This is a genomic window from Plantibacter elymi (nom. nud.), from assembly GCF_900177795.1.
Lineage (GTDB): Bacteria > Actinomycetota > Actinomycetes > Actinomycetales > Microbacteriaceae > Plantibacter > Plantibacter elymi.
This window is the reverse complement of sequence record NZ_FXWJ01000004.1, coordinates 13816-29222: the sequence shown is the minus strand read 5'-3', so window position 1 is coordinate 29222 and position 15407 is coordinate 13816. Positions and strand designations below refer to the sequence as shown.

Here is a 15407-nt window from a genome sequence, read left to right as displayed (position 1 = left end):
ATTCAAGCTGTGGGGCCGCGGTGGGCCTGTCGGTGAACCGCTGACGGAGACACCCCGCCCGGGAGGCCTCTCGTGGGCACTTCGACAGGCTCAGTGACCGGAGATGGTCCACCCGGAACCCTCCGGTCTCTGAGCAGCCCCCTCCGGTCCCTGAGCTTGTCGAAGCGCATTCGTAGGCACTTCGACAAGCTCAGTGACCGGAAGAGGTGCACCCGTACTGAATCGGAACGATGAGGCCTGTTCGTGGGCACTTCGACAAGCTCAGTGACCGGGAAACGTCTGTCCGCACCGCTGCGGTCCCCGAGCTGTGCCGCACTTCGACAGGCTCAGTGACAGGAAGAGGTGCACCCGTACTGAATCGGAACGATGAGGCCTGTTCGTGGGCACTTCGACAAGCTCAGTGACCGGGAAAGGTCTGTTCGGCATGCTTCGGTCCCTGAGCCTGTCGAAGGGCGGCCTGGGCCGTGTCGCCTCGGTGAACGGGAGAGAACTGCCCGGGTGCTTTGGTCACTGAGCCTGTCGAGGGGTTCCTCGTGGGCACTTCGACAAGCTCAGTGACCGGGGAGGCTGTCAGGGGCCGGGGGAAGTCCACGTAAGACGCGCCCGCCACGTGAACTCGGCCTGAGAGATTCGTGGCAGGCCGCGCAAGCGGTCGAGCGCGGGATGCGCCCGCCCCTACGCTGGACGCTTGCGCCGTACGGCATCGGTCGGCGGGGGAACACATAGTGCACGACCGGCTCGAGGAGGCATGGATGTTCGTTTGGCAGAGCTGGTGGGGTGTCGCCGCAGCGGCCGGGATAGCGCTGATCGCAGCGCTCGTCGTGATCGTGATCGTGTCGGTCTCCTTCCGGATGGCGGCGCGGCGGAGCGACTGGCCGGGTGCGCTCGCCGGGAGTGCAAGGCACCCCTTCCGGGCCCTCGTGATCCTGGTCGCCGTGTGGCCGGCGGTGGCGGCGACGCTTCCCGATGAGACCGCCCGTGGGTTCATCGACCAGACCTTCCGGATCGCCGTCATCGCCGCAGCGACGTGGCTGGTCGCCGCGCTGCTCGCCTTCGTCATCGGGCTCGGCCAGGCCCGGTACCGCATCGACGTCCCGAACAACAAGGTCGCTCGCCGCATGCAGACGCAGCTCGCGCTCGTCCGTCGCTTGGCGATCGCGGTCGTCGTCATCGTCGGTGTCGCGTCGATCCTCCTGACGTTCCCCGGCGTCCAGGGCGTCGGGGCGAGCGTGCTGGCCTCCGCCGGTGTCGTGAGCATCGTCGCCGGCCTCGCGGCGCAGTCCGTCCTCGGGAACGTGTTCGCCGGGATCCAGCTCGCCTTCAGCGATGCGATCCGGGTCGACGACGTCGTCATCGTCGAGGGGGAGTGGGGCCGTATCGAGGAGATCACCCTCACCTACGTCGTCGTCGGCATCTGGGACGATCGCCGCATGGTGCTCCCGTCCACCTACTTCACCTCCACGCCCTTCCAGAACTGGACGCGGAACACGAGCGAGCTGCTCGGGTCGGTCGAGTTCGACCTCGACTGGTGGGTCAGCCCCGCGGTCATGCGGACCGAGCTGGAGCGCATCCTCGACCGCACCGACCTCTGGGACGGCCGGGCACAGGTGCTACAGGTCACGGACGCTGTCGGCGGCTACGTGCGCATCCGCATCCTCGTCACCGCGGTGGACGCACCGACCCTCTTCGATCTCCGATGCCTCGTGCGCGAGCAGATGGTCGAGTGGATCCTCGCGCAGAACCCGTCGGCGATCCCGCGCAACCGGGTGCAGATGGTCGAGCAGGAGCCTCGTCCGGTGCCGAAGCGCGGCGGGCCGGTCACCGAGCCGGTCGGGCTGTTCAGCGGCAGCGCCGAGGCCGAGCAGCGCGCGAGCCTCTTCACCTCCTCGATCACCCTGCCCGACCTGGACGACGAGCCCGAACGCTGACCGTCGCGCGGCCGGACGCGTGTGCACCGAATCGTTGTCGTTCCGGCGATCCTGTATGCGCTTCCCGTCGCTACCATCAAGGGAACCTCGCCGGGTGACCTGCCGGCGGGCCGTCGGTGTTGCTGCCGACACGAACGGACGGCGCCGGCCCGAACCCCGGCGACGGCATGCGAAGGAGACCGCGCGTGAACGACGACACCCTCTTCCTCACCGATGAGGACACCGCCGTTCCCGGCGAACGCCCGGAGCAGCGTCTCGAACGACGCTCCGCGTCCGTCCTGAAGCACCGACTCCTCGAGCAGGAACGCAAGCAGTTCGAGGAGTCCCTCGCCTCGGCGAAGGCGGACGGTGCCCTCGAACGCGCAGCGGCCCTCATCGTCTCCGCGCGGCGACGTTTCCTCATCGGGGCGTCGAAGTCGTTCACCTACGCGTCGCTCCTCGCCGCGGACCTCAGCTACGGCCTCGCGAACGTCACACTCATCGACGGCACCATCGTGCGTCCCCTCGACGTCCTGAGCGACGTGCGGACGAGCGACGTCATGATCGCCGTGTCGCTGCAGCGGTATCGGAAGTACACGATCGACTCCGTCGTCCCGTTCGCCGAGGCGGGAGGCCGCCTCGTGCTCATCACCGACGCGCCGGACGCCCCGCTGACCCCGTACGCCGACGAGACGATCGTGCTCGGCCGTGCCGAGGACGGCCACCCGAGCTCCTCGATCGGGATCGCGCTCACCCTGCACATCCTCGCCACGCTTACGACGGCCAGCGCCAAGGGCGCCGGCCGTCGGGCGGTGGAGCGGGAGCGCCTCGCCGAGACGCTCGGGGTCTACGTCTCCGACGAGGACTGAGCGCGGACCGGGATCAGCTTCCCGAGCCCTTCCCCTCGCGCACGATCGACAGGGGTTCCGTGATGTCCTCGAGTGACTTCCGCGCGGCGTCGACCCCGAAGATGAGGGCGATCAACCCGCCGAGGACCATCACGCCGGCACCGACGAAGTAGCCCACGGTGAGCGGTCCGCGGTCGGTGCCGTCGCCGATCAGGATCCCGTAGAGCAGGGGTGCGACCGAACCCGCGATCTGTCCGATCGCGAAGAAGTAGCCGATCACCTGGCTGCGGAGCTCGAGCGGGAAGATCTCGCTGACGGTCAGGTAGGCGCTCGACGCACCGGCTGAGGCGAAGAAGAACGAGACGCACCAGAAGATCGTCTGCGTCGTCGCGTCGAGCGCACCGGCGTTGAACAGCACCGCCGACACGGCCAGCACCGCTCCCGAGACCCCGTAGGTGAGGAAGATCATCTGGCGACGACCCCAGGTGTCGAACAGCCTGCCGAGGAGGAGTGGGCCGAGCAGGTTGCCGATCGCGAAGGGGAAGAAGTAGTACTGCGTCGACGAGGGACTCGTGCCGTAGAAGTTCTGCAGTACGAGCGCGTAGGTGAAGAAGATCGCGTTGTACAGGAACGACTGGGTGATCATCATCGCGAGACCGACGAAGGTGCGCTTCGGGTATTTCGAGAAGAGGACGCCGAAGATGGTCCGGATCGGGATGTGGCCCTGGGCCTGGACCGTGAGCGCCTTCGACTCGTCGACCGGCTCGATCGTGCCGCCCTGCTTGCGGACGGTCGCCTCGATGTCGTCGACCGTGGCCTCCGCCTCCTGTTCCCGACCGTGCGTCATGAGCCACCGCGGACTCTCGGGGATGTGGCGGCGCAGGAAGATGATGGCGAGACCGAGGACCGGCCCGATGAAGAACCCGATGCGCCAGCCGACGTCCTCGGCGAAGTAGTCGGTGTTCAGCAGGAACAGGTTCGCCGCCGATCCGAGGGCGGCGCCGCCCCAGTAGGTGCCGTTGATGGCGATGTCGACGTGCCCGCGGTACTTCGACGGGATGAGCTCGTCGATGGCCGAGTTGATCGCGGCGTACTCGCCGCCGATGCCCATGCCGGCGAAGAACCGGAAGATGGCGAGGAACCAGAACGTGGGGGACAGGCCGGCGATGCCGCTCGCGACGAGGTAGATCGCGAGGGTCAGGATGAAGAGTTTCTTGCGGCCGAGGCGGTCCGCCATGCGGCCGAAGACGAGGGCACCCGTCACCTGGCCGAGCAGGTAGATCGTCCCGAGCAGGCCGACCTCAGCCGCAGAGAGGCCCAGCGACTTCTGGAACCCGGCGGAGGCGACGATCTGGATCTCGAGGCCGTCCAGCACCCAGGAGAAGCCGAGACCGACGACGATCATCCAGTGGAACCGGGTCCACGGCAATCGGTCCATCCTGGCGGGGACGAGGCTCCGGACCGGGGCCGGCTGCCCGGAGGTCGACGTGCTCGACATGGAATGACTCCTTCCACGGCCGTCCCGTCGACGGTCGATCCGGGAGATGACGCTACTCCCGCGGCGGCGTTCCGACGCAGCGGATCGTTGCCCCTTGACTTCGTCCTGGCGGAGGAGCACCCTACGCCCGGCACCCCGTGCGATGGCGCCCGGTGGCGCGGAATGGTCGTACGCTCGAAGCGCGACGAGATCGCGGACGGCTGCCGAGGGCCGTCGAGGAGGAGGCGGCATGCACCTGGTCGAGGACAGCACCGAGACGGACATCACACGGGTCTTCCAGGACCGGATCACCTCCGGCGTCGCCCCGGGATCGTACGTCGCCGTGTTCGACCGCGAGCGGGTCCGGTTCGAGCAGGGGTTCGGCGGGGTCACCGTGGGCGGTCCGGTGCCCGACGCCGACACGCTGTTCCGCATCGCCTCCTGCACGAAGAGCTTCACCGCGGCCGTGCTCCTCATCCTCCGCGACGCCGGTCGCCTCGACCTGGACGCGCCAGTGGACGGGTTCGTGCCGGAGTTCGCGCCGGCCCTCCCTGACGGGATCGCCGTCCGGCCGACCGTGCGGATGCTCTTGACGATGTCGGGTGGGCTCGGAACAGACGATCCGTGGGGTGATCGTCAGGAGTCGATCAGCGTGGACGAGTTCCGGCGGCTGCTCGTGCGCGGCGTCCGATGCGTCTCGACACCCGGTACGGCGTTCTCCTACTCGAACCTCGGCTACGCGCTGCTCGGGCAGGTCGTCGAGCGTGTGACCGGCGGGTCCTACATCGACGCGGTGACCTCGCTCCTGCTGGAGCCGCTCGGGCTTGGTGCCGTGTTCGAGCGACCCGAGGGTGACGTGGCGGTCACGGCGACCGGTCATCGTGTCCGACGCGAACGGGCCGCCGACCAGGACGGTCGATTCGTCGAGGTCCCGTTCTCCGGCCCCGGGGTCTTCTCCTCGATCGGCGGACTCTTCGCCTCGGCCTCCACCCTGATCGGATGGGTGCGCTGGCTCGACGGCGCGTGGACCGGGGACGAGACCGGACCGCTGTCGAGCGCCAGCCGCCGCGAGCTGCAGCAGCTGCAGCGGCTCGTTCCGTCGCGGCCCACCCTCGACGGCGTGCCGCCGAGACTCGCGCTCGGCTACGGCTTCGGCCTCTTCGTCGAGGAGGACGCCGATCTCGGGACGCTCGTCTCGCACTCGGGCGGCTACCCCGGCTACAGCGCCCACATGCGGTGGCACCCGACATCGGGGTTCGGCGTCGTCGCCTTCGAGAACGCCGGCTACGCGGCCGTGGCGAAGCCCGCCGAACAGGCCCTGCGGCTGGCGATCGCCGGCGCCCAGGCCTCCGGCGAGCTGCAGGAACCGGCGATCCGCCCCTGGCCGGAGACGCTTGTGGCATCCATGACCGCGACCGGGTTGCTGTCGCACTGGGACGACCGCGTCGCCGCCTCGCTGTTCGCCGAGAACGTCGCCCTCGACCGCCCGGTGGACGAGCGACGCGAAGCGGTCGACGCCGCTGTCACCGCCGTCGGTGGCATCGCCGAGGTGGCTTCGGGGCGCGCGACGCCGATCTGCGATTCGCCGGACCACCTGGTCTGGTTCGTCGAGGGGACGGAGGGCCGCCTCCGCCTGGAGGTCCGGATGACACCCGTGCTGCCACTCCGGGTCCAGACCTTCACGGTGACGGTCGACGACCAGGGTGAGTGAACGCCGAACGCCGGCAGCTGAGGCTCAGCTACCGGCGTTCAGGTGGAACAGGGCGGTCCGGTTCAGCCGATCGAGTCGTCGTCGCCGTTGCCGTTGCGGTTCGTCGGGGAGATGTCCTCCGTCGACTCGACGTACTCGTAGTCGGTCGTCGTCGGGCCGTCGTGGTCGCCGGTGTTCGTCGCTTCGCCGACGGGACGGTAGATGAGCTGGCCTTCGCCGTAGGGCAGGACGAGCTCGCCGTCCTGACCGTCTTCGAGCGGGATGATCTCGCTGTCGAGCGGGCCGCCGGTGAGTTTCGCAAGAGTCTGTGACATGTCGCCAGCCTAGCCCCGACGACCGTCAGAGTGCTGCGATTGTCCAGGACACCCGGTGTGGTGTATTGGGAGCGAGGACGACGAGGTCGGTCCCGGTGGAGAAGGCGTCGGGGGGACAGGTCATCGGTTCTACTGCGAGCCCCAGTCGGTTCAGCTCCGCGACGGGCCGATCGGCGGTGTGCACCTGGACCCAGGGCAGACCCTCGCCCCAGTGCATCGCGACGCCACCGCCGGACGGTGCCGTCACCCGCACCATGACCCGACCGTCGGCGTCGTGGTCGAGTGCCGTGTACGCATGGTCGATGAAGGTGTCGCCGATGGCCCGGGGTGCGCGGAAGTCGAAGTGTTCCGTCGCCTCCGTGTCGACCGGCTCCAGCGAGACCGGGATGAGCCGGTCCGGCGTGACGGTGAGTACCTCGGCGGCGGGCAGCTCGAGCGTCCAGTCGTCGACGCGCCCCTCGCCCGCGACGAGATAGGGGTGCGGCCCGGTGCCGTACGGGGCGTCGACGTCGCCGAGGTTCAGAGCCTCGACGTCAGTGCGGAGTCCGTGGTCGTCGAGTGTGTAGGTCGCGGTGACCTGGACGCGGAACGGATAGCCCTCCTGCGCTTCGATGACCACGCGGAACGCCGCCGACGACGCGCTCGACGACACGAGGTCCCACTCCGACCAGGCGGCGAGCCCGTGGAGGGCGTGCCCGCGAGCGGGTTCGGTGAGCGCGAGCTGGTGGTCGACGCCGGCGAAGGTGTAGCGGCCGTCGACGACGCGGTTGGGCCACGGGGCGAGCATGGCGCCGCGGAACGCCGGACGGACCTCCTCCGCGTCGAACGGGACCACGAGGTCGCGGCCATCGTGCTGCAGGAACCGCAGTGAGGCACCGACCGAGGCGATCGACGCGGTGTACGCACCGTGCTCGAGATCGACACGACGTCCTGAGATCGGACGTCGGTCGACGGAGGCGGACGGGGACACGGCGCTGGTGGATTCGGTCACGGCCCCATTCTGTCGCATCGTCGCCGACCGACCCGGCCGACTGGCGGTGCGGGTCGGGCAGTGGGACGCGGCTCAGTCGAGGGATCGGCCGCGCATGTCCGAGAGGAACAGCGCGGCGACCGCGGCGACGACGAAGAAGGCGGCGAACACGGAGAAGAGCAGGGCCTGTCCTGCGACGAGGAGCACCGGAACCGACAGCGGGGCGATGATCGAGGCGATGCGGCCGATACCCGCGGCCCACCCCGCCCCCGTCGCACGGAGCGCCGTCGGGTACAGCTCCGGCGTCGTCGCGTACAGGGCGCCCCAGGCGCCGAGGTTGCAGAAGGACAGGCACATGCCGAACACGATGATCATCGGTTCGGTCGTCGCGGTGCCGAACAGGACCGCCGACACCGCGGAACCCGCGAGGAAGGTCGCGAGGGTCTGTTTCCGTCCCCAAGCCTCGATCAACCACGCTGAGACGGCGTAGCCCGGGATCTGGGCCAGGGTGATGATGAGCGTGAAACCGAAGGACCGGACGAGCGAGAAGCCGGAGGCCACGAGGATCGTCGGGATCCAGATGAACGCACCGTAGTAGGAGAAGTTGACGCAGAACCACACGATCCAGAGGGCCCCGGTGTCGCGGCGGTGCGTGGGCACCCACAGTCCGAGGAGGCGCTCGCCGACGGAGAGGCCGGCGCTCACGGGGGTGTCGGTGGTGGTGTCACCGGCGGCCTCCGGGTGGGCGACGCCGGCCGATGCCTCGAACTCGCGGACGACGGCCTCGGCCTCGCGGTGGCGACCACGCGACTCGAGGAAGCGCACCGACTCCGGCAGTCGCGTCCGTACGATGGCCGCGTAGACCGCGGGCAACGCGCCGATGGCGAGGGCCCAGCGCCACCCGTCGTCGCTCGTCGGCACGACCAGGTAGCCGATGAGCGCGGCGGCGATCCACCCGATGGCCCAGAACGCCTCGAGGAACACGATGATCCGCCCGCGGATCCGTGGCGGGGCGAACTCGCTCATGAGGGTCGACGCGACGGGCAGCTCGGCGCCGAGTCCGAGGCCGACGATGAACCGCAGCACGATGAGCACGCCGAGTCCCCAGGCGAGGGCCGACGCGCCCGTCGCGATGCCGAACACGAGCAGCGTGATCGCGAAGACGTGGCGCCGTCCGACCCGGTCGGCGAGCAGACCGCCGAGCGTCGCGCCGATGGCCATCCCGATGAACCCGGCTGAGGCGATCCAGGAGAGCTCGGTGTTGCCGAGCTGCCACTGCACGGCGAGCTGGGCGAGCACGAAGGACACGAGTCCCACGTCCATGGCATCGAGGGCCCAGCCGACGCCGGAACCGACGAGCAGTCGCCCGTGGGCCTTGGTGAACGGGAGCGCGTCGAGGCGCTCGCTGCGGGTGCGGGGTGTGGTGGGGGCGGTGGACACGTCACCATTCTGGTGCAGGATGTGCCCACCGGCGCCGGTCCGTCGCAGATAGGCTGACGGCACGAACTGCAGGCGTGCGGCCGGGCAGTTCACCCGCTCCGCCCGCCGTTCCGTCGAAAGGCCACTCCCGTGACCGATGCACCGCCTCCCGACCCGCAGCAGCCTGACGGTCGCCCGCCGCAATGGCCCGCGGGTCAGCAGCCGCAGCAGCCGTATGGTCAGCAGCAGAACCCATACGGCCAGCCGCAGCAGCCGCCGTTCGGGCAGGGACCGCAGCAGCAGCAGAACCCGCACGGCCAGCAGCAGAACCCGTACCAGCAGAACCCGTACGGCGGGCAGCAGAACCGGTACCAGCAGAACACGTACGGCGGGCAGCCGCAGCCGCCGTATCAGCCGCAACAGAACCCGTACCAGCAGCAGCCACCGCAGGGCCCTCCCGGGTACGGCCAGCAGCCGCCGCCTCCCGGCGCCCCGAAGCGCAAGCGGACGGGACTCATCATCGCTCTCGCCGTCGGAGTCCCGCTCGTGTTGGCGGCGATCATCACCGTCGTCGCCCTCGTGCTCACACAGGGCGGCGCACCGGTCGCGGACCCGAGCCCCACTCGTTCAGCCACACCGACGAAGACCGCGTCTCCGACGCCCACGGAGACGGACTCGACGCCCGAGCCGACCAAGACCTACGTCACCATCCCGCCGGACCTCGATTTCGCAGCAGGACAGGACGTCCCCGCCGACTGGACGGCCTACCTCACGAACGACTTCGACTCGTCGTGGGCGGCAGCGGGTCAGGACGCGAACGGGATCGACATCTACACGAACGCCTCGACCTCGTGTGAGGTGCGACTCGGCAACATCGCCCTGACTCCGGCGGAGATCGCGGTCGGCGACGACCAGCGCTCGAGCGATGCCTATCTGTCGAAGTACGTCGGGGCGGACTACGTCAAGGCGGACGGAACGACGGAGCAGCTCAACTACAACAGTGGTGGGGGCCTCATCGAGTTCCGGGTCCTGTCGTGGACGCAGCCCACGGGGGAGCGCACGTACTGGGGCGTCCGGTCGCTCACGAAGATGGGGATCCTCGTCGTCTTCACCTTCACCTGCAAAGACCAGGGCTCGCTCGATCTGCTGGCGAACGACGTCGTGAGCCTCATCTCCGTGGAGCTGCTCCCGAAGCGCTGACCGGTCCCGTCGTCAGAACGCGCGGAGGACCGCCTGCGCGACCGTGAAGATCGCGAGGCCGGCGAGCGCGCCGACGATGGTGCCGTTCAATCGGATGAACTGCAGGTCGCGTCCCACGAGGAGCTCGATCTTCTGGGTCGTCTCTCGGGCGTCCCAACGCTCGACGGTCTCGGTGATGATGCTCGCGATGTCGTGCCGGTAGCGGGTGACGACGTAGGACAGGGCGTCCGCGACGCGGGTATCGACGCGGGTGGAGAACGCCCGGTCGGTCGACAGACGGCGTCCGAAATCCGCGATGGTGCCGGCGATCCGCACACGGAGGTCGCTGTCGGGGGCGTCGAGTGCCTCGAGGAACGCGCTCTTCGCGGCCGTCCAGGTCTTGCCGGCCACCTCTCGGACGCGAGGACTGTCGATGACCTCGTGCTTGGCGTTCTCGAAGCGGGTGATGGTCGCGTCGTCGTGCTGCAGCTGCTCCGCGAGCTCGCTGAGGTAGCCGTCGAGGGCATGACGGAGCTGGTGATCGGGGTCCGCTCGGACGGCCTGGACGAAGGACACGGCCTCCCGGTAGAGCTTGTCGTCCACGAGCCGGTCGACGAAGGACGGCACCCAGGTCGGCAGACGGCTCGAGACGAGGCGTTCGAAGGCCTTCGGATTCGTGCTTAGCCATTCGCCCGTGCGGTCGAGGAGGAGGTCGACTGCGTCGTGGTGCGCGCCGACGCCGACGATGTGCTCGACCCAACGGCCGATGTTCGGAGCCCACTGCGGGTCGATGAGGTGTTTGGACGCCAGCGACTCGATGACCTCGCGGACGTCGTCGTCGGACAACGTCTCCAGGAGACCCCGCACCGCGATGGACCCCTCGGCGGTGACCCGTTCGGCGTTCGCCGGTTCGGACAACCATGCGCCGAGCTTCTCCGAGACGGAGACGGACGCGAGCTTCTGCCGCACGACCTCCTCGGAGAGGAAGTTGGTCTCCACGAACTCGCCGAGGCTGACGCCGATCTCGTCCTTGCGCTTCGGGATGATCGCCGTGTGCGGGATCGGGATGCCGAGCGGGTGGCGGAAGAGGGCGGTGACGGCGAACCAGTCCGCGAGCGCCCCGACCATGCCGCCTTCCGAAGCGGCCCTGACGTACGCCAACCACGGGTAGCGTCCCTCGAGCGCGAACGCGACGGCGAAGATGACCGCCATGACGAGGAGCAGTCCGGTGGCGAGGCGCTTCATCGAGCGCAGGGCTCGTGCGCGGTCCGCGTCGGCGGCGGTGAGTTCGAGTGCGGGGGAGCTCGTCATCCGCCCATCCTAGGCTCGTCGACCGTGTCCTCCGGTCCGATGGAACAGGAGGGCACCGTACCCCCTGGTGGTACCCTGAGCCGGTGATCGAAGACATCAAGAAGCGGGCCCTCCACCGGACGAAGATCCTCGAGGGCCAGATGCGTGGTCTCGAGAAGATGATCGAGAACGAGGACTACTGCATGGACATCATCACGCAGTCGCTCGCCATCCAGAAGTCGCTGGGGTCACTCAACAAGCTGCTCGTCGAGAACCACCTGCTGACGCACGTCACGCAGATGTTCGAGGAGGGCGGGGACAGCAAGGACGCCGCGGTCGGCGAGCTCCTGCGGATCTTCGAGCTCAGCAACAACCGCGGCTGAGTCGGGCTGTCACACGGGTCCGAGCCAGGCGTTCGCGACGGTGGCGTGGGCGGACTCGTCGTCGGAGGGATGGAACATCCCGGCGAGGACGTCGCGGTACAGCCGGCCCAATTCGCTCGCGGCGAAGTAGCTGCCGCCGCCGGCGACCCGGATCGCCTGGTCGACGACCTCGCGGGCTGTCTCCGTCGCGCGGACCTTGAGCCCGACGAGTTTCGGGAACCAGAGCGCGCCGTGGTCTACCCCGTCGTCGAGGTCACGGGCGATGCCGGCGAGCTGCGGCAGCATGCCGTCGTACGCGATGGCGGCCGCCGCGATCCGACGGCGGATGTCGGGGTCCGCCGCGTAGCTCGCGCCACCGGCCTTCTTCGACGTCTTCCGGTGGGCGGTCTCGACCGCGAGCCGGAGGGCGCGTTCGCCGATGCCCGTGTACACGGCGGCGATGAGGGTCTCGAAGCAGGCGAAGATCCCGAAGACGATGGGGTCCGGGTTGGGCCCCGGGTCGAGGCGTCGGACGATGTGCTCCGCCGTCGACTCGGCGCCCTGGAGCAGGGTCGTCCTGCTCTGGCTGGCCCGCATCCCGACGGTGTCCCAGTCGTCGAGGATCTCGAACCCGCCGCGCGAGCGCTCGATGAACCCGTAGACCACCTTCGGACCGTCGGCCGAGGTCGTGTCGAGCCCGGTCGTCCCCAGCCAGGTCCACGCGGGTGACAAAGAGGTGAAGATCTTCCGGCCGTGGAACCGATAGGAACCGTCGGGGCCCGGACGGGCTTCGGTGTCGGATCCGAAGAGCACGAGGTCGTTGCCAGCCTCACTCACCCCGAACGCGTAGAGCTCGTCCCCGGCAGCTCCCTCGAGGACGAAGCGGAGCGAGTCGTCTCCTCGGGTGTGGAGCAGTCGCGCGACCCCCGTCCACACGAGGTGCATGTTGATCGCGAGGGCGGTCGCCGGGGCGGCGGTGGCGAGCCGGGATTGGAGCAGCGTGACCTCGCTCATGCCGAGGCCGAGGCCGCCGAACTCCTCGGGGACGAACGCCCGGAGGTAGCCGCACGCTCGCAGCTCGGCGAGGTCCTCGTCGAAGAAGGCGTTCTCGCGGTCCGCCACGGCGGCACGTTCGCGAATGCGCTCGACGAGCCCGTCACTGAGGATCGACGCGGGGTCGAACGGTCGATCGGACGGGTGGTGCTGCGCTTGAGCGGTCACCGGTCCATTGTCGCATCGGGCCCGGCCGAGGTGGCAGGTGTCTGCGAGCGGCGAGCAGTGCGCCGACGGCCCGACCTGATGAGGAGGACTACGACCACGGCGACGATCGCGAGGGGGAGCAGCCACGGCACCAGGACGCCGACCACGACGACGAGTCCCGAGGCGGCGGTGACGAGCGCGTTCCACCCGGCGACCACGCCGCCCCAGAAGTCGGTGGGCACGCCCGGCGCGACCGAGCCCGGGGCCACGAAGCTCACGAACACGGAGGAGAAGTCGACCTGATCGGCAAGCGCGTCGCGCTGGGCGACGAGCCCGTCCAGTTCCGCCTGCCGCTGGGACAGGCTGGTCTCGGCGGCGAGGAGGTCGGCCGTCGTGGTCGAAGCCGCCATGAGTCCGAGCAGTCGGTCGACCGAGGCCTGGAGGGCGGTGACCCGCGCGTCGAGGTCGGCGGCCTGTGCCGTGACGTCCACCGCGGACACGGAGAGGTTGTTCACCGTGCCGAGCGCCTGCAGTTGCGCGAGCACGTCGTCGAAGTCGTCGGCGGGGATGCGGACCGTCAGGGTCGCCTGCGCGGCCTGGTCGGAGGTGCCTGGCGTCTCGTCGCGGCTGTCGACCCGCCCGCCCGCCTCGGTGACGATCCGGGTGGCGTCCGTCGCGGTGCTGATCGGGTCGTCAGCGGTGACGGTGAGTGAACCGGTCGTGACCACCTGCTGTTGGGTGAGGTCGGGGGAGGCGGCGCCGTCGACGCCGAGCTGCGCGTCGCCGGCGACCTGGCCGGGCGCGGGTATCGCAGCTCGCGAGTCGCTGCCGGCCTCGGTGCTCGACCCGGCCGAGCAGCCCGAGAGGACGAGCCCGACGAGGACGGCGGAGACGAACACGGTGGTGGTGCGGGTCACTGCTGAGCGCTTCATGGCATCACCCTAGGGAGCCACCGCACCGCGGAGGTGCAGGGACCCTGGGAAGCGGGTCACGATCAGGTCTCGCGACGCGACCGCTGCTCGAGTTGCAGCTCGGCCCAATCGCCGATGGCCTTCGTGGTCTCCGCCGGGCGGTCCCGGTGCACGTTGTGACCGGCGCCCTGGACGATCGTCAGGCTGACCTGGCGGTTGGCGAGGACCTCGGCGGCGAGCGCGCCGCGGAAGAGGCTGTACACCTCCGGGTCGGAGGCGATCACGAAGGTCGGGTTGCGCAGAGCGGCCGCAGCGGGGCGGACGTCCCACGGATGGTTCTGCTCGCTCGTCTGCTCGATCGCCCATCGGCTCGCCTCGGACACCGCCTGGACCTTGATCTCCACGTCCAGCGGGTGCCACTCGGGGTTCTTCGCGCGGACGGATGCGATCGTGTTGTCCGCGAAGGCGGCCTCCTGGCTGGCCCGGATGATCTCGGCGTCGTGGTCGTCGAGCGCGATGGCGGGGTCGAGCAGCACGACCGCCGCCGCCCATCGGGGATCGGCTGCAGCGGCGACCGCCGTGGCGGCACCCCCGAGCGAGTGTCCGACGACGAGGTCCCACGCGGCGTGCCCGACGCCCATCCCGGAGGTCGGCCTGGTGGCCAGCAGATCGGCGGCGTAGGCCTCGACCCGGTAGTCGAGCGCACGCGGGGCGACGCCGTGGCCGCGGAGGTCGACCGCCTCCACGAGCCAACCCCGGTCGGCCAGGGCGGCGCAGATGCGCCAGGTGCTCGGACCGTTGCTGCCGAGTCCGTGGACCACGAGCGCCCGAGCCGGCGCGTCGTGACGACCCCAGCGGTGACGCGGGAGCTCCACGGGCGTGATCGTGCGGGCGGCGAGGCTGGACGCGGTGTCGACGACGGGCTCGGTCATGCGTTCAGCCTACGGTCTCGCGTCAGTCGAGTCGGTCCGGGTCGGTGCCGGTGCGCTCGCCGTTCTCGAGCGCCGAGATGGCGGCCAGGTCGTCGGCGTCGAGGGTGAAGTCGAACACCGCGAAGTTCTCCGCGATCCGCGCCGGCGTGGCCGACTTGGGGATGACGATGTTGCCGAGCTGCACGTGCCAGCGCAGCACCACCTGCGCGACCGTGCGCCCGTGCTTCCGTGCGATGGCCCCGAGGTCGGAGGTGGCGTCGGATCCGTCTGCGGCGGGCGTGAAGAAGCGGCCGCGGGCGAGTGGCGACCAGGCCTCCGTCGCGATGCCGTGTGCCGCGTTGACGGCGCGCAACTCCCGCTGGGGCAGGAACGGGTGGAGTTCGACCTGGTTGACGGCCGGGGTGACCTCCGCCGACTCCAGGAGTCGTTCGAGATGGCTGCGGTGGAAGTTGGAGACGCCGATGGAGCGCGTACGTCCCTCGGCCCGCAACCGCTCGAGCGCGCGCCAGGTCTCGCGGTACCGGTCCTGCGCCGGGGCCGGCCAGTGGATGAGGTACAGGTCGACGTGGTCGAGGCCGAGGAGGTCCAAGCTCGTGTCGAACGCGCGCAGCGTCTCCTCGTACCCCTGATCGGTGTTCCAGACCTTCGTCGTGACGAAGAGCTCGTCGCGGGGGATGCCCGACTCGCGGATCGCGACGCCGGTGCCCCGCTCATTGCCGTACAGCGAGGCGGTGTCGATGTGGCGGTACCCGACTTCGAGCGCCGTCCGCACGATCTCGGTGCTGGCGAGGTCCGGGACCTTGTAGACGCCGAAGCCGAGCTGGGGGATCGTGTGCCCGTCGTTGAGGAGGACGGTCGGGGTGCTGTCTGCCATGGCACCAGTATCC

14 protein-coding genes are annotated in these 15407 nt (G+C 69.5%); 5 read left to right on the top strand and 9 right to left on the bottom strand.

Annotated elements, in window-relative coordinates:
- Positions 1 to 752 precede the first annotated feature (752 nt).
- Positions 753 to 1928: a mechanosensitive ion channel family protein gene (locus tag CCK91_RS12645; RefSeq protein ID WP_086474686.1), complete on the top strand. Its 1176-nt coding sequence runs from the start codon at positions 753 to 755 to the stop codon at positions 1926 to 1928.
- A 185-nt stretch (positions 1929 to 2113) separates the two neighbouring features.
- Positions 2114 to 2776, top strand: a complete 663-nt coding sequence (locus CCK91_RS12640; protein ID WP_207568233.1) for a MurR/RpiR family transcriptional regulator — start codon at positions 2114 to 2116, stop codon at positions 2774 to 2776.
- A 13-nt stretch (positions 2777 to 2789) separates the two neighbouring features.
- On the opposite strand, the gene CCK91_RS12635 is transcribed toward CCK91_RS12640, so the two are convergent.
- Positions 2790 to 4253, bottom strand: coding sequence for an MFS transporter (locus CCK91_RS12635; protein ID WP_242664536.1), 1464 nt, complete (start codon positions 4251 to 4253; stop codon positions 2790 to 2792).
- Positions 4254 to 4482: 229 nt separating this feature from the next.
- Between CCK91_RS12635 and CCK91_RS12630 the strand changes: the two genes are divergently transcribed.
- Positions 4483 to 5943 (top strand): serine hydrolase domain-containing protein, encoded by a 1461-nt coding sequence (locus tag CCK91_RS12630; protein WP_086474352.1) that lies wholly within the window; start codon positions 4483 to 4485, stop codon positions 5941 to 5943.
- 62 nt (positions 5944 to 6005) lie between these two features.
- On the opposite strand, the gene CCK91_RS12625 is transcribed toward CCK91_RS12630, so the two are convergent.
- From CCK91_RS12625 to CCK91_RS12615, 3 genes are all read right to left on the bottom strand, one after another.
- The gene (locus tag CCK91_RS12625; RefSeq protein ID WP_079001938.1) at positions 6006 to 6257 is read right to left on the bottom strand and encodes a response regulator; all 252 of its coding nucleotides are present in this window, start codon (positions 6255 to 6257) and stop codon (positions 6006 to 6008) included.
- A gap of 25 nt (positions 6258 to 6282) precedes the next feature.
- Positions 6283 to 7248: an aldose 1-epimerase family protein gene (locus CCK91_RS12620; protein WP_369821899.1), complete on the bottom strand. Its 966-nt coding sequence runs from the start codon at positions 7246 to 7248 to the stop codon at positions 6283 to 6285.
- A 72-nt stretch (positions 7249 to 7320) separates the two neighbouring features.
- On the bottom strand, positions 7321 to 8667 hold the full coding sequence (locus CCK91_RS12615; protein WP_242664535.1) for an MFS transporter: 1347 nt from the start codon (positions 8665 to 8667) through the stop codon (positions 7321 to 7323).
- Positions 8668 to 8796: 129 nt separating this feature from the next.
- Here CCK91_RS12615 and CCK91_RS12610 point away from each other — a divergent pair, with 129 nt between their 5' ends.
- On the top strand, positions 8797 to 9846 hold the full coding sequence (locus CCK91_RS12610) for a hypothetical protein (RefSeq protein WP_086474350.1): 1050 nt from the start codon (positions 8797 to 8799) through the stop codon (positions 9844 to 9846).
- Positions 9847 to 9858: 12 nt separating this feature from the next.
- On the opposite strand, the gene CCK91_RS12605 is transcribed toward CCK91_RS12610, so the two are convergent.
- On the bottom strand, positions 9859 to 11136 hold the full coding sequence (locus CCK91_RS12605; protein WP_086474349.1) for a DUF445 domain-containing protein: 1278 nt from the start codon (positions 11134 to 11136) through the stop codon (positions 9859 to 9861).
- 83 nt (positions 11137 to 11219) lie between these two features.
- On the opposite strand from CCK91_RS12605, the gene CCK91_RS12600 reads away from it, so the two are divergent.
- Positions 11220 to 11498, top strand: a complete 279-nt coding sequence (locus CCK91_RS12600) for a metal-sensitive transcriptional regulator (protein ID WP_064296530.1) — start codon at positions 11220 to 11222, stop codon at positions 11496 to 11498.
- Positions 11499 to 11507: 9 nt separating this feature from the next.
- On the opposite strand, the gene CCK91_RS12595 is transcribed toward CCK91_RS12600, so the two are convergent.
- The 4 genes from CCK91_RS12595 to CCK91_RS12580 all read right to left on the bottom strand — a co-directional run bounded on the left by CCK91_RS12595 (position 11508) and on the right by CCK91_RS12580 (position 15394).
- Entirely contained in the window at positions 11508 to 12698 is a 1191-nt protein-coding gene (locus tag CCK91_RS12595) for an acyl-CoA dehydrogenase family protein (protein ID WP_086474348.1), read from the bottom strand.
- Positions 12695 to 13609, bottom strand: coding sequence for a DUF4349 domain-containing protein (locus CCK91_RS12590; protein WP_086474347.1), 915 nt, complete (start codon positions 13607 to 13609; stop codon positions 12695 to 12697). The genes CCK91_RS12595 and CCK91_RS12590 overlap by 4 nt, the downstream gene beginning before the upstream one ends.
- 62 nt (positions 13610 to 13671) lie before the next feature.
- Positions 13672 to 14520, bottom strand: a complete 849-nt coding sequence (locus CCK91_RS12585) for an alpha/beta fold hydrolase (protein WP_086474346.1) — start codon at positions 14518 to 14520, stop codon at positions 13672 to 13674.
- 22 nt (positions 14521 to 14542) lie between these two features.
- Entirely contained in the window at positions 14543 to 15394 is an 852-nt protein-coding gene (locus CCK91_RS12580) for an aldo/keto reductase (RefSeq protein ID WP_086474345.1), read from the bottom strand.
- Positions 15395 to 15407 lie beyond the last annotated feature (13 nt).

What these genes read in the sequence shown, in the direction of transcription:
- CCK91_RS12590 (WP_086474347.1), bottom strand. Translation starts at nt 13,609, where the DNA reads ATGAAGCGCTCAGCAGTGACCCGCACCACCACCGTGTTCGTCTCCGCC.
- CCK91_RS12605 (WP_086474349.1), bottom strand. Translation starts at nt 11,136, where the DNA reads ATGACGAGCTCCCCCGCACTCGAACTCACCGCCGCCGACGCGGACCGC.
- CCK91_RS12635 (WP_242664536.1), bottom strand. Translation starts at nt 4,253, where the DNA reads ATGTCGAGCACGTCGACCTCCGGGCAGCCGGCCCCGGTCCGGAGCCTC.
- CCK91_RS12645 (WP_086474686.1), top strand. Translation starts at nt 753, where the DNA reads ATGTTCGTTTGGCAGAGCTGGTGGGGTGTCGCCGCAGCGGCCGGGATA.
- CCK91_RS12625 (WP_079001938.1), bottom strand. Translation starts at nt 6,257, where the DNA reads ATGTCACAGACTCTTGCGAAACTCACCGGCGGCCCGCTCGACAGCGAG.
- CCK91_RS12585 (WP_086474346.1), bottom strand. Translation starts at nt 14,520, where the DNA reads ATGACCGAGCCCGTCGTCGACACCGCGTCCAGCCTCGCCGCCCGCACG.
- CCK91_RS12580 (WP_086474345.1), bottom strand. Translation starts at nt 15,394, where the DNA reads ATGGCAGACAGCACCCCGACCGTCCTCCTCAACGACGGGCACACGATC.
- CCK91_RS12630 (WP_086474352.1), top strand. Translation starts at nt 4,483, where the DNA reads ATGCACCTGGTCGAGGACAGCACCGAGACGGACATCACACGGGTCTTC.